20 protein-coding genes and 1 pseudogene are annotated in these 20,137 nt (G+C 71.5%); 10 read left to right on the top strand and 11 right to left on the bottom strand.

Translation table 11 applies throughout. From position 1 onward, the window contains the following. Window positions 1-32 precede the first annotated feature (32 nt). From AB0P07_RS18515 to AB0P07_RS18505, 3 genes and pseudogenes are all read left to right on the top strand, one after another. Window positions 33-680 carry a hypothetical protein gene (locus tag AB0P07_RS18515; RefSeq protein WP_365551841.1) on the top strand — a complete coding sequence of 216 codons (648 nt, stop codon included), beginning with the start codon at window positions 33-35 and terminating at the stop codon, window positions 678-680. Window positions 681-733: 53 nt separating this feature from the next. Further along, window positions 734-1,156 (top strand): acyl-CoA thioesterase, encoded by a 423-nt coding sequence (locus tag AB0P07_RS18510; protein ID WP_365551839.1) that lies wholly within the window; start codon window positions 734-736, stop codon window positions 1,154-1,156. 101 nt (window positions 1,157-1,257) lie between these two features. Beyond that, a pseudogene (locus AB0P07_RS18505) lies at window positions 1,258-1,626 on the top strand (MFS transporter); the annotation flags it as partial. Between the two features lie 140 nt (window positions 1,627-1,766). Here the strand turns inward: AB0P07_RS18505 and AB0P07_RS18500 are convergent. From AB0P07_RS18500 to AB0P07_RS18465, 8 genes are all read right to left on the bottom strand, one after another. Beyond that, complete coding sequence (locus AB0P07_RS18500) at window positions 1,767-3,155, bottom strand: nucleobase:cation symporter-2 family protein (protein ID WP_365551837.1); 1,389 nt, start codon at window positions 3,153-3,155, stop codon at window positions 1,767-1,769. Between the two features lie 240 nt (window positions 3,156-3,395). Further along, window positions 3,396-4,814 carry an 8-oxoguanine deaminase gene (locus tag AB0P07_RS18495; protein WP_365551835.1) on the bottom strand — a complete coding sequence of 473 codons (1,419 nt, stop codon included), beginning with the start codon at window positions 4,812-4,814 and terminating at the stop codon, window positions 3,396-3,398. A gap of 72 nt (window positions 4,815-4,886) precedes the next feature. Further along, window positions 4,887-6,302 (bottom strand): nucleobase:cation symporter-2 family protein, encoded by a 1,416-nt coding sequence (locus AB0P07_RS18490; protein ID WP_365551833.1) that lies wholly within the window; start codon window positions 6,300-6,302, stop codon window positions 4,887-4,889. 64 nt (window positions 6,303-6,366) lie between these two features. Further along, window positions 6,367-7,302, bottom strand: a complete 936-nt coding sequence (pucL, locus tag AB0P07_RS18485; protein WP_365551831.1) for a factor-independent urate hydroxylase — start codon at window positions 7,300-7,302, stop codon at window positions 6,367-6,369. A gap of 7 nt (window positions 7,303-7,309) precedes the next feature. Beyond that, a complete protein-coding gene (uraH, locus tag AB0P07_RS18480; RefSeq protein WP_365551829.1) occupies window positions 7,310-7,711 on the bottom strand; it encodes a hydroxyisourate hydrolase in 402 nt (133 codons plus the stop codon). Between the two features lie 2 nt (window positions 7,712-7,713). Next, window positions 7,714-8,223 carry a 2-oxo-4-hydroxy-4-carboxy-5-ureidoimidazoline decarboxylase gene (gene uraD / locus AB0P07_RS18475; RefSeq protein ID WP_365551827.1) on the bottom strand — a complete coding sequence of 170 codons (510 nt, stop codon included), beginning with the start codon at window positions 8,221-8,223 and terminating at the stop codon, window positions 7,714-7,716. Between the two features lie 149 nt (window positions 8,224-8,372). Further along, the gene (locus tag AB0P07_RS18470) at window positions 8,373-8,741 is read right to left on the bottom strand and encodes a helix-turn-helix domain-containing protein (RefSeq protein WP_365551825.1); all 369 of its coding nucleotides are present in this window, start codon (window positions 8,739-8,741) and stop codon (window positions 8,373-8,375) included. After that, entirely contained in the window at window positions 8,738-9,004 is a 267-nt protein-coding gene (locus tag AB0P07_RS18465; RefSeq protein WP_365551824.1) for a hypothetical protein, read from the bottom strand. Before AB0P07_RS18465 ends, AB0P07_RS18470 begins: the two co-directional genes overlap by 4 nt. A 141-nt stretch (window positions 9,005-9,145) precedes the next feature. On the opposite strand from AB0P07_RS18465, the gene AB0P07_RS18460 reads away from it, so the two are divergent. From AB0P07_RS18460 to AB0P07_RS18435, 6 genes are all read left to right on the top strand, one after another. Further along, complete coding sequence (locus AB0P07_RS18460; RefSeq protein WP_365551822.1) at window positions 9,146-9,985, top strand: TIM barrel protein; 840 nt, start codon at window positions 9,146-9,148, stop codon at window positions 9,983-9,985. 48 nt (window positions 9,986-10,033) lie between these two features. Next, a complete protein-coding gene (locus AB0P07_RS18455) occupies window positions 10,034-10,924 on the top strand; it encodes a 2-hydroxy-3-oxopropionate reductase (RefSeq protein ID WP_365551820.1) in 891 nt (296 codons plus the stop codon). A 200-nt stretch (window positions 10,925-11,124) separates the two neighbouring features. Then, window positions 11,125-12,588: a catalase gene (locus tag AB0P07_RS18450; RefSeq protein WP_365551818.1), complete on the top strand. Its 1,464-nt coding sequence runs from the start codon at window positions 11,125-11,127 to the stop codon at window positions 12,586-12,588. Between the two features lie 474 nt (window positions 12,589-13,062). Further along, the gene (locus AB0P07_RS18445) at window positions 13,063-13,314 is read left to right on the top strand and encodes a hypothetical protein (RefSeq protein ID WP_365551816.1); all 252 of its coding nucleotides are present in this window, start codon (window positions 13,063-13,065) and stop codon (window positions 13,312-13,314) included. A gap of 69 nt (window positions 13,315-13,383) precedes the next feature. Further along, the gene (locus AB0P07_RS18440; protein WP_365551815.1) at window positions 13,384-13,647 is read left to right on the top strand and encodes a hypothetical protein; all 264 of its coding nucleotides are present in this window, start codon (window positions 13,384-13,386) and stop codon (window positions 13,645-13,647) included. 74 nt (window positions 13,648-13,721) lie between these two features. After that, window positions 13,722-14,033, top strand: a complete 312-nt coding sequence (locus tag AB0P07_RS18435; RefSeq protein ID WP_365551813.1) for a hypothetical protein — start codon at window positions 13,722-13,724, stop codon at window positions 14,031-14,033. A gap of 152 nt (window positions 14,034-14,185) precedes the next feature. Here the strand turns inward: AB0P07_RS18435 and gcl are convergent, their stop codons facing one another. Further along, window positions 14,186-15,970 (bottom strand): glyoxylate carboligase, encoded by a 1,785-nt coding sequence (gene gcl, locus AB0P07_RS18430; protein ID WP_365551811.1) that lies wholly within the window; start codon window positions 15,968-15,970, stop codon window positions 14,186-14,188. Between the two features lie 147 nt (window positions 15,971-16,117). Between gcl and AB0P07_RS18425 the strand changes: the two genes are divergently transcribed. Further along, window positions 16,118-16,819, top strand: coding sequence for a hypothetical protein (locus tag AB0P07_RS18425; RefSeq protein ID WP_365551809.1), 702 nt, complete (start codon window positions 16,118-16,120; stop codon window positions 16,817-16,819). Between the two features lie 4 nt (window positions 16,820-16,823). Here AB0P07_RS18425 and AB0P07_RS18420 read toward each other — a convergent pair whose 3' ends face one another. Together AB0P07_RS18420 and AB0P07_RS18415 are read right to left on the bottom strand one after the other, a co-directional pair. Beyond that, complete coding sequence (locus AB0P07_RS18420; RefSeq protein ID WP_365551807.1) at window positions 16,824-19,037, bottom strand: S1 family peptidase; 2,214 nt, start codon at window positions 19,035-19,037, stop codon at window positions 16,824-16,826. Between the two features lie 83 nt (window positions 19,038-19,120). Beyond that, window positions 19,121-19,666 carry a hypothetical protein gene (locus tag AB0P07_RS18415; protein ID WP_365551805.1) on the bottom strand — a complete coding sequence of 182 codons (546 nt, stop codon included), beginning with the start codon at window positions 19,664-19,666 and terminating at the stop codon, window positions 19,121-19,123. Window positions 19,667-20,137 lie beyond the last annotated feature (471 nt).

Raw genomic sequence — 20,137 nt, 5'->3', positions numbered from 1 at the left:
GGCTCGGCCGACGGGTCGGAAGGAGGGACGCCGTGGCGCTGTCGCCCACCGCCGCGCAGCGGCGTGTCATCGCCGCCGCCGATCCCGTCACCGGGCGTCTGAAGGGGGCTCCGGCCCAGCTCGCCGCGCTGGTGAAGCGGGGGCTCGCCTTCCGGCACCCGCGGCCGCCGCACGACCACTTCCTGACACCGGCCGGGCACCGGATACGGGGGGCGGCCGACGAGTCCGAAGGCTCCGGGGCGACCGGGACGACCGCCGCACCGGACACCGGGGGTGTGTTCGCCGCGCGGGTCGGCGGGGAGGACCCCGCGCCCGGCGACTCGGGGCCCGCGCGGCTGCGGGAGGTGCGCGGTGCCTGGCAGGGACTGCTGGAGCTGCGCCGGATGACACACCCCGACGGGAGCACCGACCGGCCGTGCGGGTGGGAGCGCTCGCACCTGGTGCGGGCCGCCGCGCTCGCCCTGGAGGCGGCGGGACATCGCCCGGCGGGCCCGGACGGCGGGGACGGGTACCGGGTGCGGGCGACGCCCCAGCCGGAGGCCGTCGCCGTCTACGAGCCGGACGGCGCCGCGCTGCGGGCCTGCGCGGCGACGCTGGAGCGGGCCGGCTGGCAGGTCGGGGAGCACACCGAGCCGCGCACGCGGGCCCGTTATCTGCTGGCCTCCCCGCGGAAGGTGTGACGCCCGCATGTCAGGATCGGTCCGTCCGTACAGTGCGAAGAGAGGCAGCAGCGGTGAGCGAGCCGTTTTCCGTGCCGGTGACCGTCCGCGGGTACGAGACCGACACCCAGGGCCATCTGAACCAGTCCGTGTATCTGAACTACGCGGAGCACGCCCGCTGGTCGCTGCTCCAGGCGGCCGGGATCAGGCAGGCCGAGCTCGTTGCCGGCGGGGTCGGCCCGGTGGCCCTGGAGACGACGATCCGGTTCCGGCGTGAGCTGCTCGCCGGTGACGAGGTGACGGTGAGCTGTGTGTTCGAGTGGGGCGAGGGCAAGACGTTCCGGATCCGGCAGCTCGTCACCAAGGCCGACGGCACCGTCGCCGCCGAGATCGACGCCGTGGGCGGGCTGATGGACCTGCGCCAGCGCAGGCTGGTGGCGGACCCGCGGCAGCGCTTCAAGGAACTGGCGGCCCGGCCGGAGCTGTTCGGCCTGTAGACGGGCGGGCGGAGCGTCTGGCGTCCACCGGCTCCGGACAGTGCTCGGTGTCGTAGGCCGCGCGGGCCTCGGCGATGTACAGCCGGTTGCGCTCGGCCCGGAGTCGCGCGCCGGTGAACGGCGGGTACCTCACGGACGTACTGCCGCCGATGGTGCTGCTGGCCGTGGGGGTCGCCGCCGCGATACCCGCGCCGACCGGCCTGTCGATGTCGGGGGCGCGCGAGGAGGACGCGGGGCTCGCGTCCGGTCTGTTCAACACCACGCAGGTGGTGGGCGGTTCGCTGGGGCCGGCGGCTCTGTCGGCGCTGGCGGCGGCCCGCGCCGAGGGACTGCTCGACGGGGGCGCGGAGTCCGTGGCGGCCACGGTCGGCGGCTATCGGCTCGCGTTCCGGGTGGCGGCCGTGGTCGCGACGGCCGCCCTGGTCCTGACGGCGGTCGTGCTGCGGCGTGGCGCGGGGACGCGCGGTTGACCGGGACGCGGCAGCTCGTTGCCGGGCGGCACGCCCCCGCACTCCATCCCGTGCGCCACATGCTTCGTCCCGGGCCGCACGCCGTGTCTGGCGTGCCGCCCGGGACGTGTCCGACGATCCAACCGCACCGGACGCCGGCGTTACGGCATAGCCGCCGCCCTGGAGGACTCGGTGATCTCGTCGCCCGCCTCCATCGGGTGGGTGACGTCCTCCGCCTCGCGTTCCCGGCCGCCGATGTGGTTGAAGACCAGGTTGAGCAGGACGGCGGCCACACAGCCGGTCGAGATGCCGGAGTCGAGGATGATCCGCGCGTTCTCCGGGAAGGAGTGGTAGAACTCCGGCGCCGCGATCGGGATGATGCCGACGGCCAGGGAGACCGCGACGATCAGGACGTTGTTGTCCTTGTCCAGGCTCGCCCGGACCAGGGTCTGGATGCCGCTGGCCGCGACCGAGCCGAAGAGGACCACGCCGGCGCCGCCCAGGACCGGACGCGGCACGACGGCGATGAGCGAGGCGGCCATCGGGCACAGGCCCATCAGGACCAGGAAGCCGCCGCCGACCGCGACGACGTAGCGGCTGCGGATCCTCGTCATCGCGACCAGGCCGATGTTCTGGGCGAAGGCGCTGCACATGAAACCGTTGAAGACCGGGCTGAGGGCGGAGCCCAGGGTGTCGGCGCGCAGGCCGGCCGCGATGGTCTTCTCGTCCGCCGGGCGCTCCACGATCTCGCCGAGGGCGAGCATGTCGGCGGTGGACTCGGTCATCGAGACCACCATCACCACGCACATGGACAGGATCGCGGCGATCTGGAACTGCGGGGCGCCGAAGTGGAAGGGAGTGGGGAAGCCGACCACGTCCGCGTCCGCGACCGGGCCGAAGTCCGTGACGCCGAACGGGATCGCGATGATCGTGCCGACGATCAGGCCGAGCAGTACGGCGATCTGCTTGACGAAGCCTCGGGTGAAGCGGCGCAGCAGCAGCACGACGACGAGGGTGATCGCGGCCAGGCCGAGGTTGGTCGCCGAGCCGAAGTCGTCGGCCGTGGGACTCGGACCCTGCGCCCAGCCGAAGGCGACCGGCAGCAGGGATATGCCGATCAGCGTGATCACGGTGCCGGTGACGACCGGCGGGAAGAAGCGGATCGCCTTGCAGAAGACGGGGGCGGCGATGAAGCCGAGGAGTCCGGCGACGATGACCGCGCCGAAGATGATCGGCAGCGCGTCGGACTTGTCGTCGGTGGAGGCGACGACGGCGGTCATGGGGGCGACGCCGGCGAAGGTGACGCCGTTGACGAAGGGCAGCCGGGCGCCGATCTTCCAGATGCCCAGGGTTTGGAGGAAGGTCGCCAGGCCCGCGGTGAACAGGCAGGCGCCGGTGAGGAAGGTCAGCTCGGTGGCGCTCAGGCCGATGGCCGCGCCGACGATCAGGGGCGGGGCGACGACCCCGGCGTACATGGCGGCCACGTGTTGCAGGCCGGTCGTCGCCATTTTCAGTGGCGGGAGTTTCTCGTCAACAGGGTGGTCGGCCACGGCGGCGTTCCTCCGGTCGGTTGCACGTCGGCTCTGACGTGGGTGTCAGGGAGGTGGTGCGGGTGGTGGTCGTGCGGGACCCGGACGGGCCGTTCGGGGAAACGGGAGACCTATCCGGGGCGTGCGCGCAGGGGCGCACGCCCCGGAGTCGGTCACCGCGGACCCCGCTCGGGTCCGCGGTCACCGGCCGGGAGCCGTCCCTCCCGGCCGGAGATCAAATGGTGTTCTGTTGTGCGGGTTTCAGCGCCGCTCGGCGGCGATCCGCGCCAGGCGTCGCGCCTCGTCGCGGGTGGAGCGGGCGACGGCGTCCTCGTCGACCGTGAGCAGCCTGCCGTCCTCGACGATCTGCCGGCCGTTCACGAACGACGCCGTGACCGGCGCGGGGGCGCCGAAGACCAGGGCGGCCACCGGGTCGGCGATCGAGGAGTGGGCGAGGGTGTCCATCCGCCACAGCACCAGGTCGGCGAGCTTGCCCGGCTCCAGGGAGCCGGTCTCGGCGGCCCGGCCGAGGACCCGGGCGCCGCCGTGGGTGCCCAGGCGCAGCGCCGTGCGGGCGTTCAGCGCGGCCTCGCGGTGGGCGCCGAGGCGGTTGATCAGCAGGGCGTTCCGCAGTTCGGTGTGGAGTTCGCCGGACTCGTTGGAGGCGGTGCCGTCGACGCCGAGGCCGACCGGGACCCCGGCGGCGAGCAGGTCGGGGACCCGGGCGATGCCCGCGGCCAGGCGGGCGTTGGAGGAGGGGCAGTGGGCGACGCCGGTGCCGGTGCGGGCGAAGGCGGCGATGTCGTTGTCGTTCATGTGGACGCAGTGCGCCATCCACACGTCGTCGCCGAGCCAGCCGGTGGACTCGAAGTAGTCGGTGGGGCCCATGCCGAACAGCTCGTGGCAGAACTTCTCCTCCTCGACGGTCTCCGAGCCGTGGGTGTGCAGCCGCACGCCGAGCCGGCGGGCCAGCTCGGCGCCCCGGCGCATCAGTTCGGTGGAGACGGAGAAGGGCGAGCAGGGGGCGACGGCCACCTGGGTCATCGCGTCGAAGGAGGCGTCGTGGTGCTCCCGGACGGTGGCCTCGGTGGCGGTGAGCGCGTCGTCCAGGCTCTCCACCGCGAAGTCCGGCGGCAGCCCGCCGTCGGACTCGCCGCGGTCCATGGAGCCGCGGGCGAGGGTGAGGCGGACGCCCATGTCGCGGGCTGCGCGGACGATCGCGCCGGACAGGTCGCCGGCGCCGCGCGGGTGGATGTAGTGGTGGTCCGCGGCGGTGGTGACGCCGCCGCGGGCCATCATCGCGAGCGAGCCCTGGGCGGCGGCGTGGGCCATCGGCTCGTCGAGGCGCGCCCAGGTCGGGTAGAGGGCGACCAGCCAGTCGAAGAGGTTGTGGTCGGTGGCCAGGCCCCGGGTGAGCCACTGGTAGAAGTGGTGGTGGGTGTTGACCAGGCCGGGCGTGACCAGGTGTCCGGTCGCGTCGATCCGGCGTACGACGTTTTCCAGGTCCTCGGGTGCCCGCCCCGCGCCGACCGCCTCGATCCGGTTGCCGGCGAGAACGACGTGGCCCGAGGCGTACTCGGTGCCGTCCGCGTCGACGGTCGCGATGGCGCAGTTCTCGATGACGATGCGCTCGGCTGCCGGGGGGACGGCGACGCGATCGGCTGCCGCTGATGCTGCCATGCTGCTTCCTTCTCTTTCGGTGCGGCCCGTGGGCGGGGAGTCGAGTACCCACGGGAAGGGCACGGCAGGACCCTAGGAGGATTTGAGTGCCGGGGCCGCGGTGCGGCTCCGGGTGCCGAGGTGGTGGAAGAACAGGTTGAGGGCGACGGCGACGATCGCCCCGGCGCTGATGCCGGAGCCCAGTACGGTCTGGGCCCAGGCGGGGAACTCGGCGTAGAAGGTCGGCGCGGCCAGCGGGATGATGCCCGCGCCGAGCGCCACGGCGACCAGGATGATGTTGGAGCTGTCGTCGAGGCCGGCCTCGGAGAGCGTACGGATGCCGCTGACCGCGATCGAGCCGAAGAGCACGATGCCCGCGCCGCCGAGGACCGGCATCGGGACCAGCGAGACGACCGCGCCGAGGACCGGGAAGGCGCCGAGGAGCAGCAGGGTGGCGCCGGCGACGGCGACGACGTAGCGGCTGCGCACCCGGGTGAGGGAGACGACACCGACGTTCTGCGCGAAGGCGGAGGTGGGGAAGCCGCCGAAGACGGGGCCGATCAGGGTGGCCAGGCCGTCGGTGCGCAGGCCGCGGGTGATGACCTCGGCGTCGGCGCGGCGGTCGCAGATCTCGCCGAGGGCGAGCATGCCGGCGGACGACTCCGTCATCAGGACCAGCATCACGATGCACAGCGAGAGGATGGCGGCGGGCTGGAACTCTGGGGCGCCGAAGGCGAAGGGGGTGGGCAGGGCGGCGACGGGCGCGGAGTCGAGGGCGCCGAAGTCGGCCATGCCGAAGGGGATGGCGACCAGGGTGCCGATCAACAGCCCGAAGAGCAGCGCCACTTGCTTGACGAAGCCCTTGCCGAAGCGCTGGATGACGAGGATGACCGCGAGGGTGAAGGCGGCGAGCGCGAGGTTGCGCATCGAGCCGAAGTCGGCGGCGGCCTCGTCGCCGCCCTGGGCCCAGCCGACCGGGACCGGCATCAGCGTGACGCCGATGAGGGTGATGACGACGCCCGTGACCAACGGCGGGAAGAAGCGCAGCAGTCGGCCGAAGAACGGGCCGACGGCGAGGCAGAAGACACCGGCGACCATCACCGCACCGTAGACGGCGGGGAGTTGGCTGCCCTTCGCGTTGGTCTCGACGATGGCGAGGATGGGCGCGATGCCGGCCGAGGAGGCGGCGTTGACGAACGGCAGGCGGTTGCCGACGAAGCCCTTGACGCCGAGGGTCTGGAGCAGGGTGGCGACGCCCGCGATGAGCAGCGAGGCGGCGATCAGCCGGGTGCGGCCCTCGATGTCGAGTCCGCAGGCCTGGCCGATGATGAGCGGAGGAGTGACGACGCCCGCGTACATGGCGGCGATGTGCTGGAGTGCGGCGGGGACGAGCCGCGAGGGGTGGAGCTTCTCGTCGACCGGGTGCACGGACGTGACGGCGTCCTCGGTGTGCTCCGGTGACGGGGTGGAACTTGAGCCTTTCGCCGGCTCCGTTGCAGGCTGTGCCATGGTGTTCCCTCCGGTGTGACGCGCCGCCGGGCCGGGCGGCCGGGCCGGCGGCGCGCGTCCCGCGTCAGAGGTTGGTCATGTCGACCGGGATGAGTTGCTCGGCGCCGTCGCGCAGGATGGTGGCCTCGATCAGGCCGTAGGGGCGGTCGGCGGCGTAGTACACGGCGCCGTCCTTGGCCTCGTTGTCGATCCCGAAGGGCGACAGGTCCGAGCGGAAGTGGTGCTTGTTGGGCATCGAGAAGCGGATCTCGTCGACCTCGTCGCGCGAGTTGAGCACCCGCACACCCATCTCGAACAGGGTCTGCTGGAGCGAGTACGAGTAGGTCTCGGCGAACGCCTGGAGCGCGTGCTTGCGCACCCCGTTGTAGGAACGGTCCCAGTCGGGGGCGTGCGAGTCGATGCCGTCCCAGTTGTGCCGCCACCAGGTGGAGACGGTGGTGGCGAGGATGCGGTCGTGGTCCTCCTGGAGGGTCGTGTACTTGTCCTTGAGGAAGCCGAAGAACTCCGAGTTGGTCGAGTTCAGGACGGTCAGGTCCTTGAACCCGGAGAGCACCTGGATGCCGTGGCCGTCGTAGGTGATCTGCGCGACGCGGGTCTCCTGGCCGGTGCGGACGAAGGAGTGCGCGATCTCCTCCGAGCCGACGAAGCGGGCGCCGCCCTTGGAGGTCTCGATCCGCTCCCAGCCGTACTCCTCGACGCGGATGCGGGCCCGGTGGATCGGCTCGTTGTTGTCCACGAAGTGGCGGGCGAGGGCGACGCCGAGGTCCTCGGCGCTCTCGATGCCGTGCTCCTTGGCGAAGGCGAACACCGTGTTCTTGGTGGTGTCGGTCGGCAGGACGTTGGCGTTGGAACCGCTGCGGTGGACCTCCTCCATGTCGCCGGACAGGGCGACGGAGACGTTCAGGTCCTTGATGTGGTGCGTGTCGCCGTCACGCGTGATCTTGACGACGCGGTTCTCTGCCTTGCCGTACTGGTTCTGTCCCAGGACGAAACGGGTCATGATTCGGTCAGCTCCCTCGGTAAACGGAGTAGCCGAACGGGTTGAGCAGCAGCGGAACGTGGTAGTGCTCGCCGGGTACCACCGCGAAGGTGATGGTGACCTCGGGGAAGAACACGGGCCGGCCGTTCTCGCTGTCCCGGAGCGCGGGGGCGTCCTGCTGGGCCGCGGCTTGTTTCTTGGCGAAGTACGTCTCGGTGTCGAAGTCGAGCCGTACGTGGGTGGTGCCCTCCGGCAGGGCCGGGAGGTCCTTGCACCGGCCGTCGGCGTCGGTCGCGGAGCCGCCGAGCGCCTGCCAGTCCCCATCGCGGCCCATGCGGGCGGCGAGGTGGACGGCGACGTCCCCGGCGGGGCGGCCGACGCTGGTGTCCAGGATGTGCGTGGACACGGAGGCGGTGGTGCTGGTGCTCATGGTCAGGCGTCCTGTTCGACGAGTCGGTTCAGGCGGATGCGGTTGATCTTCCCCAGTTCGGTGCGGACGATCTCCCGCTCCTGCTCGGAGGAGTTGCCGATCCGCTCCTTGGCCGCGTCCCGCATCTGCTCGCCGGTCCGGCCGGTGGCGCAGATGAGGAAGACGTGGCCGAACTTCTCCTGGTAGGCCAGGTTCAGTTCGAGCATCTCCGCCTTGAGGTCCTCGCCGGCACCGGCCATGCCCGCCTGTTCGCGGGACGAGGTCGGATCACCCGGCTCGGGGCGGCCGATCGGCGGATGCCCGGTCATCGCCTCGGCGAGGTCCTCGGCGCTCAGCCGGGCCATGGCGGCGTCGCTGGCGGCGTACAGGTCCTCGGGGGTGGCGAAGGGGCGGGCGGCGAGCAGGTGCCGGGCCCACGCCGTGGAGGCGCACGCCTCGTGGAGTTCGGCGCGTGCCGAGGACTCCTCGAGAGCGTTGAAACGGGCCAGGCCCGACGCGGAAGTGGACGTCACGGGAGCCTCCGTGGCCTTGTGCTGAGCGGGCGTGCCGATAGCTAACGCCCTCGGAAACAAGCCGTCAACACTTTGTTGAAAATTCGGGGTCAAAAAAGCCGCCGCCCGGTGACCGGGCGGCGACAGGGGGTGCGGAGGAACCGTGCAGGTCAGGCGCCCTTCTCACGGTTGAGGTAGTTGTACACGGTGAAGCGGCTGACGCCGAGGGCGCCCGCGACGGTCTCCACGCCGTGCCGTACGGCGAAGGCGCCGCGCGCCTCCAGGGCCCGTACGACCTCCTGTTTGGCCCGGCGGTCGAGGTCGGCCAGGGGCCGGCCCTGCCGGCGCTCCATGGCGGCCAGGATGTGGTCCAGGGAGTCGGCGAGCTGGGGCAGGCGCACGGCGACGACGTCGGCACCCCCCCAGGAGAGCACCACGTCCTCCCGGCCGGCTTCGTCCGGCGGCAGCATCTCGCCGCCGATGGCGTCGACCAGGGGCTTGACGGCCGCGATGAACGGCTCCTCGGCCGGGCCGGTCACCGCTCACCCTCCCCGGCGCCGGGCTCGTCGACCACGTTGACCTGGAGCGAGATCCGGGTGGCGCCGGCCGCCAGGGAGCGGCGCAGCAGCGCGTCCACGGCGGTCAGCACCCGGTCGGCACCGCCCTCGGCGGTGTTGCCGAACGGGCCGACGTCGACCGCGTCCAGCTCGGCGGCCTCGACGACCTCGCGGGCGACCACCGCGTGGGCGGGCGCCTCGTCCAGGTCGAAGGGTTCGGTCGTGAACTCCACTCTCAATCGCACCCGGTCAACCTAACGCGGGGTGACCGCTTTGCGCCGCCCCCTCTTGACAAGTGCGACATCCGCCGGGCAACCTTCCATCAAGCAGAAACGAACTTCCGTAATGCGGAAAATAGATCGAAACGGAAGGGAGCGCGGCACCCGATGGGCTTCGCAGATCAGCGCTTCAACGTCAACCTGTCGATCCTCTTCACGGAACTCCCGCTCCTGGAGCGCCCCGCGGCCGCCGCCGCGGCCGGCTTCACCGCGGTCGAGCTGTGGTGGCCCTGGATCGACTCGCCCACCCCCGAGCAGTCCGAGCTCGACGCCCTCAAGGCGGCCATCGAGGACGCCGGCGTCCGGCTCACCGGCCTGAACTTCTACGCGGGGCAGCTGCCCGGGCCCGACCGGGGCGCGCTGTCGATCCCCGGCGAGGAGTCGGACCGCTTCCGCGCCAACATCGACGTGGCCGCCGACTTCGCCCAGTCGCTGGGCTGCACGGCGCTCAACGCGCTGTACGGCAACCGCGTCGAGGGCGTGGACCCGGCCGAGCAGGACCGGCTCGCGCTGGAGAACCTGGTCCTCGCCGCCCGCGCGGCCGACCGGATCGGCGCGATCCTGCTCGTCGAGGCGCTCAACAAGCCCGAGTCGCCGCTGTACCCGCTGGTGTCGGCGCCGGCCGCGATCGAGGTCGTGGACAAGGTCAACGAGGCCACCGGACTGGGCAACGCGAAGTTCCTCATGGACCTCTACCACCTGTCCATGAACGGCGAGGACCTGCCGCAGGTGATCGACGCGTACGCCGCGAAGACCGGCCACGTCCAGATCGCCGACAACCCGGGCCGCGGCGCCCCCGGCACGGGCTCCCTCCCGCTGGAGGACCTGCTCGACCGCCTCGCGAAGGCCGGATACGACGGCTGGGTCGGCCTGGAGTACAAGCCCGGCGACGCCCCCAGCGTCCAGTCCTTCTCCTGGCTGCCGGCCGGGGCCCGCGCGGCCCGCTGAGCGCCGCCCCGCAGCAATTCCTCACAGATTTTCAGAGAGGCACCCATCATGAGCACGCTCCCCAAGGTCGCCTGGGTCGGTCTCGGCATCATGGGCTCCCCCATGTCCGAGAACCTGATCAAGGCGGGTTACCAGGTCACCGGCTTCACGCTGGAGCAGGAGAAGCTGGACCGGCTGTCCGCCGCCGGCGGCACCGCGGCCGGCTCGATCGCCGACGCCGTGCGCGACGCCGACGTGATCGTCACCATGGTGCCCGCGTCCCCGCAGGTCGAGGCCATCGCCTACGGTCCCGACGGCATCCTGGAGAACGCGAAGTCCGGCGCGCTGCTGGTCGACATGTCCTCGATCACCCCGCAGACCTCCGTCGACCTCGCGAAGGCCGCCAAGGACAAGGGCATCCGCGTCCTGGACGCCCCCGTCTCCGGCGGCGAGGCCGGCGCGATCGAGGCCGTGCTGTCCATCATGGTCGGCGGTGAGCAGGCCGACTTCGACGAGGCCAAGCCGCTCCTGGAGGCGCTCGGCAGGACCATCGTGCTGTGCGGTCCGCACGGCTCGGGTCAGACCGTGAAGGCCGCCAACCAGCTGATCGTCGCCGTGAACATCCAGGCGTGCGCCGAGGCCGTGGTCTTCCTGGAGAAGTCCGGCGTGGACCTGAAGGCCGCCCTGGACGTCCTCAACGGCGGTCTGGCCGGCTCGACGGTGCTGACGCGGAAGAAGGACAACTTCCTGGGCCGCGACTTCAAGCCGGGCTTCCGCATCGACCTGCACCACAAGGACATGGGCATCGTCACCGACGCCGCCCGCAACGTGGGCGCCGCGCTGCCGGTGGGCGCCGTGGTGGCCCAGCTGGTCGCGTCGCTGCGCGCCCAGGGCGACGGCGGCCTGGACCACTCGGCCCTGCTGCGGGCCGTGGAACGCCTCTCCGGCGCCCAGGTCTGACCCTCGCAGCACTCATGACCTCCGGGTGGCGCCGCCGCTGACACCTGTCCTGTCGCGCCCGAGCGGCGGCGTCGCCCGGAACCCACTTCAACAAACTGTTGACGTGCCACTGTCGCAAATCTAGGCTCCACGAAGCGGAAACCTGTTTCCACTGAACGGTTCCGCTGAACCCTCGTCTGCAAGGCCACGGAAGGTCCACGATGTCGCAGCGCGTGCTCACCACCGAGTCCGGCGCCCCGGTCGCCGACAACCAGAACTCCGCCTCCGCCGGCATCGGCGGCCCCCTCCTGATCCAGGACCAGCACCTCATCGAGAAGCTCGCGCGCTTCAACCGCGAGCGCATCCCGGAGCGCGTGGTGCACGCCCGCGGCTCCGGCGCGTACGGCCACTTCGAGGTGACCGACGACGTCACCGGCTTCACGCACGCCGACTTCCTGAACACGGTCGGCAAGCGCACCGAGGTCTTCCTGCGCTTCTCCACCGTGGCCGACTCCCTCGGCGGCGCGGACGCGGTCCGCGACCCGCGCGGCTTCGCGCTGAAGTTCTACACCGAGGAGGGCAACTACGACCTCGTCGGCAACAACACCCCGGTGTTCTTCATCAAGGACCCGATCAAGTTCCCGGACTTCATCCACTCGCAAAAGCGCGACCCGTTCACGGGCCGTCAGGAGCCGGACAACGTCTTCGACTTCTGGGCGCACTCCCCCGAGGCGACGCACCAGATCACCTGGCTGATGGGCGACCGCGGCATCCCGGCCTCGTACCGCCACATGGACGGCTTCGGTTCGCACACCTACCAGTGGACGAACGCCAAGGGCGAGTCCTTCTTCGTCAAGTACCACTTCAAGACCGACCAGGGCATCCGCTGCCTGACGGCCGACGAGGCCGCGAAGCTCGCGGGCGAGGACCCGACCTCGCACCAGACGGACCTGGTCCAGGCGATCGAGCGGGGCGTGTACCCGTCCTGGACGCTGCACGTGCAGCTGATGCCGGTGGCCGAGGCGGCGAACTACCGCTTCAACCCGTTCGACGTGACCAAGGTGTGGCCGCACGCCGACTACCCGCTCAAGCGGGTGGGCCGACTGGTGCTGGACCGCAACCCGGACAACGTCTTCGCGGAGGTCGAGCAGGCCGCGTTCTCCCCGAACAACTTCGTCCCCGGCATCGGTCCCTCCCCCGACAAGATGCTCCAGGGCCGCCTGTTCGCGTACGCGGACGCGCACCGCTACCGCCTGGGCGTCAACCACACCCAGCTCGCGGTGAACGCCCCGAGGGCCGTGCCCGGCGGCGCCGCCAACTACGGCCGCGACGGCCTGATGGCGTCCAACCCGCAGGGCCGGTACGCCAAGAACTACGAGCCGAACTCCTACGACGGCCCGGCCGAGACCGGCACCCCGCTGGCCGCCCCGCTTCCCGTGTCCGGCCACACCGGCACCCACGAGGCGCCGCTGCACACCAAGGACGACCACTTCGTGCAGGCCGGCGCGCTGTACCGGCTGATGAGCGAGGACGAGAAGCAGCGCCTGGTGGCGAACATCGCCGGCGGCCTCTCCCAGGTCTCCCGCAACGACGTCGTAGAGAAGAACCTCGCGCACTTCCACGCGGCCGACCCCGACTACGGCAAGCGCGTGGAGGAGGCGGTCCGCGCCCTGCGCGAGGACTGATCCACCGGCTCGTGCACGGAACCCGGCGGGGAGGCCGGGGCCGTGTGCGCGGCCCGCGCAGGCACCGAAGCGGCCCGGATGAGGGGTGAGCGCCAGGTGCCGGCGCGGGCAGGGCGAGGACCGCGGCGGCCAGCGAGCCAGTGCGGTGGTGAAGGGCGGGACGTTTCTCCTACGACCTGAGGGGAGGAGCCGTTCCGGCCCGTCGCACCGCCGCGGTCCCGGCCAACCCCGCCTCTCGGGACCGAGAGGCCCATACTCCGTCCGGCGGCGCGAACGACCTGTCGCGCCCAGCCTCGCGCCGCCGGACGGGTTCCACGTGAGGTCACCCTCAGCGGGGGAATCCCTCACCGGATCCCCTCACCAAGAACCTTCACCGGCCGGGAAGCGCCGGATGCGGACGGTCCCGCATCCGGCGCTTTTCGGCGTTCGCGTCCACCGGGTGCGGATTCACCGCCCGCGCAGCAGCCTGGAGACATGGCTACGGCACACCCACCCGAGCATCCGCACATCGTCGTCCACTCCCCCGCCCTGGACGGCTCCCGCCGGGTCACCTCCGGCGACGAGACCCTGGGCGTCGCCTCGCACCTCGACGACGTCGCCGAACTGCTGCGCCTCGCCGACCTCTACGTCACCGACGTCGAGGACACCGACCTGGTCGAGTGGCAGGGCGGCGGCCCGGAGGACTGGCCGGGGCTGCACGAGCACCACGAGCACCCCGGTGGCTGAGCGGGCGTAGGAGCCGCCGCAGCGGGCACAACCCCGGCAACGCGGGGGTGCACGGGGGAGGTGCGTGTCGTGGCCGGTGGCACGGAGATCGGGTGGGAGCCGCACCAGGTCGCGCTGCCGGGCGGCGGGCCGCCGGCCGCGGTCACGGTGGCGCCGGTCGCCCTGCACCTGCTGGGCGCCGTCGAGAACGGACCGCGCAGGACGCCGTGCGCGGCGGGACCCGAGCCGGAGGGCCTGGGGCCGCTCGAAGGGACCGTGCTCGACTGCCTGCACGAGCCGCTCACCGCCCGCGAACTGGTCCGGCACCCGGACGTGCGCCTGGGCCGGCCCTGACGCGCATCCCGCTCGCGGAGGAAGGGCTGCTGGGCCACCCGTGGCTGGGGCCGATCCGCAGCGCGCGCCGGCGCGTGGAGTTCTGGCGGGAGCGGCACCCGCTGCCCGCGGTCGGACACGGACTGACGGACGACGACACGCTGCTCGCGGTCGCCCTGCACGGTGATGCCGCCCTGCGTCTGCTCCTGCCGCGCTTCGCCCTGCGGGCCGGACTGACGGCCCCGGGCGCACCGGCCGACGGTGTCCGCCTCTCCCTGGGCCGCGGCGGGTTCCTGAGGTGGCGCGACGCGTACGAGGACTCGGTCTCGGGCGACTGGGGCGGCACGGGCCACCACGGGGACCATGCGGGCGGCTGCCGCTCCGGGGGCGGTGGCGGCTCGGACTGAGCGTGGACACATGGGGGGCGGCGCACATGGGGGCGGCGCACATGGGATCCGCGTACACAGGAGCCACGTACATCGGGACCGCACACACGTGAGAACGACCCGTCCCCCCGAGGAGAGGGACGGGCCGTTCTCGGCTCTCGGCGCCGGGTCCGTCAGACCTTCAGCGTCCTGATCGCGGTCGGGGCGTGCCCCGGCTCCGTGGCCACCTCTTCGAACTCCACCACGTTGGAGATGTCGTTCGTGCCCGACATGGAGATGTTGGTGACGCGCTCCAGGATGGCCTCGACGACGACCGGCACCCGGTGCTCGGCGGCCAGCTTCTTGGCCTGCTCCAGGGCCGTGCCCAGCTCGTTCGGGTCGGTCACCCGGATCGCCTTGCAGCCCAGGCCCTCGGCGACCTTGACGTGGTCGACGCCGTAGACGCCCAGCTCGGGCGAGTTGATGTTCTCGAACTCCAGGTTGACCTGGAAGTCGATCTCGAACGCCCGCTGCGCCTGGCGGATCAGGCCCAGGTACGAGTTGTTCACCAGGACGTGGACGTAGGGGATCTTGTGCTGCGCGCCGACGGCCAGCTCCTCCAGCATGAACTGGAAGTCGTAGTCGCCGGAGAGCGCCACGACCTGGGCGTCCGGGTCCGCCTTGGCGACGCCGAGGGCGGCCGGGACGGTCCAGCCGAGCGGGCCGGCCTGGCCGCAGTTGATCCAGTGCCGCGGGCGGTAGACGTGCAGCATCTGGGCGCCGGCGATCTGGGAGAGGCCGATGGTGGAGACGTACCGGGTCTGAGGGCCGAAGGCCTTGTTCATCTCCTCGTAGACGCGCTGCGGCTTGATCGGGATGTCGTCGAAGTGCGTACGGCGCTGGAGGGTGGCCTTGCGCTCCTGCGCGGAGGCGGCCCACGCGGAGCGGTCGGGCAGCTTGCCGGCCGCCTTCAGCTCGCGCGCGACCTCGACGAACAGCTCCAGGGCGGCCTTCGCGTCGGAGGCGATGCCGTAGTCCGGGGCGAAGATCTTGCCGATCTGGGTCGGCTCGACGTCGACGTGGACGAACTTGCGGCCGGCCGTGTAGACGTCCAGCTTTCCGGTGTGACGGTTGGCCCAGCGGTTGCCGATGCCGAGGACGAAGTCCGACTCGAGGAAGGTCGCGTTGCCGTAGCGGTGCGAGGTCTGCAGGCCGACCATGCCGGCGTTCAGCTCGTGGTCGTCGGGGACGATGCCCCAGCCCATCAGGGTCGGCACGACGGGGGTGCCGGTCAGCTCGGCGAACTCCACCAGCAGGTCGGCCGCGTCGGCGTTGATGACACCGCCGCCGGCCACGATCAGCGGGCGCTCGGACGCGTTGAGCAGGCCGATCGCCTTCTCGATCTGGGCGCGGGTGGCGGTGGGCCGGTAGACCGGGAGCGGCTCGTAGGTATCGGGGTCGAACTCGATCTCGGTGGTCTGGACGTCGATCGGCAGGTCGATGAGGACCGGGCCGGGGCGGCCGGAGCGCATCAGGTGGAACGCCTGCTGGAAGACGCCGGGGACCTGCGCGGCCTCCAGGACGGTGACGGCCATCTTGGTCACCGGCTTGGCGATGGAGGCGATGTCGACGGCCTGGAAGTCCTCCTTGTGGATCACCGCGGTCGGCGCCTGGCCGGTGATGCACAGGATCGGGATCGAGTCGCCGATCGCCGAGTAGAGACCGGTGATCATGTCGGTGCCGGCCGGGCCCGAGGTGCCGATGCAGACGCCGATGTTGCCGGGGTGGGTGCGGGTGTAGCCCTCGGCCATGTGCGAGGCACCCTCGACGTGCCGGGCGAGGGTGTGCTGGACGCCGCCGGACGCCTTGAGCGCCGCGTAGAAGGGGTTGATCGCCGCGCCCGGCACACCGAACGCGTCGGTGACGCCCTCGCGCTTCAGAATCTCAACTGCCGCTCGGGCAGCGGTCATACGAGCCATCGAGTACTCCTGCTCCGGCTGTCGGATTCACACTCCCGTCGCGCCCCGCGGTGAGCTTCTTCCGTAGCAACTTCCGTATAGCGAAATTTGTTTTCTACGATCTGGAAGTAATGTAAGTGGGCAGCCGGAGGCCGTCAAGAGAGGACGATGGGGGGCATGTCCGAGACCATCTCGGTGTGCTGCACCGCCTGCGGGCGTCGGCACCGCTACACGGCACCGTCGTACCCCTGTGCCTGCGGGGAGCCCGTCGCCCCGGAGCTGGACCCGCGTGGGACCGCGACCGCGGTCACTCACCGGACCTGGGACGAGGAGTGGGTGGGGGTGCGCTGCGCGGCCTGCGGGGCACAGAGCCGGTGGCCGCGGCCGGAGCTGGGCTGTCCGTGCGGGACGGTGCTGTGCGTGCCGGTGGACCGGGCGGCGACCGGCCGGGCCGGTCGCACCCCCGGTTCACGGGTCCCGGCGCACCGGGCGGTCCCGATCCGCACCGCGCGCGACGCGGTCACCGCCGCCGTGCTCTACCTGCGCGGTCTGGGCCACCGGGACGTGCGCCGCGCCGACCAGCGGCCGCTGTCCGGCATCGGGCTGGCGGCGCCCGGCATCGTCGTCCAGGTGGATCCGACGGTGGGCCCGGCCTCGGTGCGGGACGTGGAGTGCCTGTGGCTGACGGCCATGGCGGAGTCCGCGCGGGGCGTCTACTTCTCGCTCGCCGGATACGCCGAGGACGCCCGCGCCCGCGCCGATCTGCTGGACGTCCCGCTCTTCGTGCTGGACCCGTCGGGCGTGCCGCGTCCGGTCAACGCGCCGGCCGTGGCGCTGGACGCCACGGCCGGCTGGGAGGGATCTGGCTGAGCGGCTACCTCGCCGCGTGCCCGAAGGCCGTACCGCCGGCCGGGAGGCCTCCCTGGCCCGGCTGGTACACGGTGGGCGCGGCGTTGGGCTCACCGAGGGTCACATTGGACATCGGCAGGGCGTACAGCGCGCCCGTGGCGGTCGGACCGTAGGGCATGCCCACGTACAGGTGGGTGCCGGTGAAGTGGATGCTGGAGCCGAGGCGCTGGTCGGCGCCCGGTGCGCCGGGAACACCGTCTCCGTCGCCGGACTCGATCCACTTGTCGTTGGCGCCGGGCGAGCCCAGCATCGAGAAGACGTGCACCGCGCCCGCCCCGGCCACGGAACCAAGGGCCTCGTCCGGGATGCCGACGGCCATCTTCATGGTCGCCTCGGTGCTCACCGCACGCGGCGCCGTGTTGACGGCGGTCAGCGTGGACCCGAAGTGGTCGCCGGCCTCGGAGGTGCCGGAGACGTCGTCGTCACTGGTGCCGGAGGAGTACCCGTCGAGCTGGGTGTAGGTGCCGGCCGCGGTGACCCGGAAGGTGATGACGCCGCCCGTCTCCGCCTTGCTGACGCCGTTCACGTTCAGTGCCTCGCCGGGGGAGCCGACCGCCAGAAGGGACTCGTCGGCGCGCGCCGCGCCCGCCGGACGGTACGGGGCCAGCGCCAGGGCCGCGCCGAAGCGGTCCCCCTTCTCGGCGCCGCCGGAGACGGTGTCCAGGTCCTGGTCGAGGCCGAACAGCGGGGTGGGCCTCTTCTCGCTGTTCAGCTCGTGCGAGAAGACCGCGAGGTTGCCGGCCGCGTCGTCGCCGTTGATGTTCTCGTCGGGCGCACCGATGGCGAGGTGGTTGGCGTCGGCGGCGAGTACCGCGCCGAAGCCGTCACCCGCCTCCACCGCCCCGGGTACGCCCGCCCGGTCCTGGTGGACGGAGACGTTGGTGCCGCCGCGCACGTAGAAGGCCTCGCCGGCTCCGGCGGCACTGCCCAGTCCCTCGCCGGGCACGCCGATGACGACGAAGGGCTCGCCGGCGGCGGTGGTGCCCGCGACCATCGCCTGCCCCATCAGGTCGCCGTCCTCCGGCGTGGAAGCGTTGATGGAGCCGTTGCCCGTGGCCTGCTGGAAGTGGGTGTCCTTGACGGCGCCGGTGCCGATCCCGCCGGGTGCGCCGTACAGGACGTCGGCCATGCCCGCGTCCACGGCGTCGCCCAGGTTCTCGCCCGGGGTGCCGACCGCCAGGTCCGTACAGCCGTCCTCGTCGTAGTCGACGGTGTCGATGGCCTGGCCGAAGAGGTCGTTGGCCTCGGCGCCGCCCGGGACCCAGTCGAGGTCCTGGTCGATCTGCGCCGTGCCCTTGCCGCCGCCGTAGACGACGCGGACCAGGCCCGCCTTGGCGTCGCCGCCGACGGTGGCCTCCGGGTCGGCCACGGCTATGTCCTCGACGCCGTCGCAGTTGAAGTCGGTGATGCGGTTGGCCCCGACCTTGGACGCCACCCAGGAGCCCAGGTCGTCGACGCGGGTGACCACGCCGCCGGTGCGTGTCTCGGCGGCGTCGATGCCGAAGCAACCACCCTGGTACGAGCGGCTGCTCAGGGCGGCCAGCTGCTTGGTGCCGTTCACGGTGCGCACCAGCGGGCCGCCGGTGTCGCCCATGCAGGCCGCCGCGCCGTCCTGGCCCGTCACCGTGGCGGTGGTGGCGTCGGTGGCGTCCACCGAGAAGACCCCGGTGTGCAGGTTCAGCGGCGCCCACTCGGTCTTGCTGCGGCCGTAGCCGGCCAGCGTCAGCTGCTCACCCGTGGTGGGTGCGGCGGCGGCCAGGGCGACGGGCGTGACGTTCGTGACCGGGCGGTTCAGCCGGGCCAGGACCACGTCGCGGTCGGTGCGGGGCACGAGCTCGACGACCGTGCGCACGGCGCCGCCGGTGCCCGTGAGGTTGGCGCGGCCGATGGTCGCCGTGGTGGTCAGGGCGGGCTTGCCCGTCGGCACGGCGAGGCTCTCGGCAGGGTTCTCGGCGAAGCAACTCGCAGCGGTGAGCAGCCAGTCGGTGTCGACCAGGACACCGGAGCAGCCGCGGTCGTGGTCGCCGACGATGATCTGGGCGGCGTAGGCGTGGGTCGTGTCGGAGTCGGCGGCGGCCGGCCCGGTCACGGCCACCGAGGGTACGGCGGTCAGCGCGATCGGTCCGGCGGCCAGGACGGTGGCGAGTGCGGTGAGACGCAGGGGTCTGGGACGCGGCATGTGTCTGCTCCTTGCCGGAGTTGGTGCGGTTGCTGCGGGACGGGTGGGCCGATCGCCCTCCGCTGCCGTGGATGCGTCGGTCACTACTTGGACGTCCTGATCTCCACCAGCATGTGGGGGCGTCCCTGCTCGTCGGCGCTCTCGCCCACCGCCTTCCACGAGTTGGCGGGGACGTCGACGGACGTCTCCTCCTCGCCGACGGTCAGGTCGACCTCGGTCGCGTACTCGTTCGTCTTCACGCCGTAGACGGACGGGATCTCCATCGTCAGCCAGCCGCTGTCCCCGGTGACCTCGAAGCAGACGCTCAGCGCCTCGCGCGAGTAGACCTCCAGCTGACCGGTGCCCGGCTCGCAGGCGGCCAGGACGATGTGTCCGTCGCCCCGCTTGAGGACGATGCCCTGCTCCTCCAGGACCTTGTCCGCCTGCGGGTAGGCGAAGTCCTCGACCGCGTAGCCGGGGGCCTCGTCGGCGACCGCGCGTACGGAGGTGTCGACCCCCTCTGCCTGGCCGCCCGCGCCGGCCGCCACCACGGCAGCCGCCAGCGCCCCGGCGACAGCCGCGGCAGCCGCCGTTCGTGCCAGGAAACGCCCTGTGAGCCAAGCGGCCCCGATGCGTGCTCTGCTCTTCATTACCGTCCTACGGGTAGATGCGAACTGAATGTCCGATACGCGTTTCGAACGGGCGGCACAGGACGGCCGCAACTCGCCCTCAGAACCCCCCGAATGAATCCGCGACCAGGCCGCTCGAGGGGTCCGGAACGCACCCCGCACCCCGCGGCTCACCGATGCAAGTCGCCGCGAATCATTTTGTCCAACGCATTAATCGCCGCAAAAAGGTCAGCCCACACAACCTCAACGTGACCTGCGTCACTCGAAAAGAGGTTGCCTTCTCAATTATGGAGATCTTGCAACCTTCCCGTAGAGCTTGGGTGACCTATTTTCGATTTCCGCGCCGTATCAATTTCCCCTAATTACTATCGGCCAATTTTTTCGGGTCGAAATAAGGGTGGTGATTCGGTGACGGACAGGTAGTGTTTCGCCGCGCAAGAAGTGAAGCTGACGGCAGGTCAGTACTGCTGCTCAGCACCAGGATTGGGACAT

The organism is Streptomyces sp. NPDC085944 (assembly GCF_040686295.1).
Lineage (GTDB): Bacteria > Actinomycetota > Actinomycetes > Streptomycetales > Streptomycetaceae > Streptomyces > Streptomyces salinarius.
The sequence above is the reverse complement of the archived record's forward strand: the minus strand, read 5'-3'. Positions and strand labels throughout refer to the sequence as shown.

Excerpts from the sequence above, each read along its gene's own strand:
- AB0P07_RS18490 (WP_365551833.1), bottom strand. The coding sequence starts at position 6,302 with ATGGCACAGCCTGCAACGGAGCCGGCGAAAGGCTCAAGTTCCACCCCG.
- AB0P07_RS18460 (WP_365551822.1), top strand. The coding sequence starts at position 9,146 with ATGGGCTTCGCAGATCAGCGCTTCAACGTCAACCTGTCGATCCTCTTC.
- AB0P07_RS18425 (WP_365551809.1), top strand. The coding sequence starts at position 16,118 with ATGGGGGGCATGTCCGAGACCATCTCGGTGTGCTGCACCGCCTGCGGG.
- AB0P07_RS18455 (WP_365551820.1), top strand. The coding sequence starts at position 10,034 with ATGAGCACGCTCCCCAAGGTCGCCTGGGTCGGTCTCGGCATCATGGGC.
- uraH (WP_365551829.1), bottom strand. The coding sequence starts at position 7,711 with ATGAGCACCAGCACCACCGCCTCCGTGTCCACGCACATCCTGGACACC.
- gcl (WP_365551811.1), bottom strand. The coding sequence starts at position 15,970 with ATGGCTCGTATGACCGCTGCCCGAGCGGCAGTTGAGATTCTGAAGCGC.
- AB0P07_RS18420 (WP_365551807.1), bottom strand. The coding sequence starts at position 19,037 with ATGCCGCGTCCCAGACCCCTGCGTCTCACCGCACTCGCCACCGTCCTG.
- AB0P07_RS18445 (WP_365551816.1), top strand. The coding sequence starts at position 13,063 with ATGGCTACGGCACACCCACCCGAGCATCCGCACATCGTCGTCCACTCC.
- pucL (WP_365551831.1), bottom strand. The coding sequence starts at position 7,302 with ATGACCCGTTTCGTCCTGGGACAGAACCAGTACGGCAAGGCAGAGAAC.
- AB0P07_RS18495 (WP_365551835.1), bottom strand. The coding sequence starts at position 4,814 with ATGGCAGCATCAGCGGCAGCCGATCGCGTCGCCGTCCCCCCGGCAGCC.
- AB0P07_RS18450 (WP_365551818.1), top strand. The coding sequence starts at position 11,125 with ATGTCGCAGCGCGTGCTCACCACCGAGTCCGGCGCCCCGGTCGCCGAC.
- AB0P07_RS18415 (WP_365551805.1), bottom strand. The coding sequence starts at position 19,666 with ATGAAGAGCAGAGCACGCATCGGGGCCGCTTGGCTCACAGGGCGTTTC.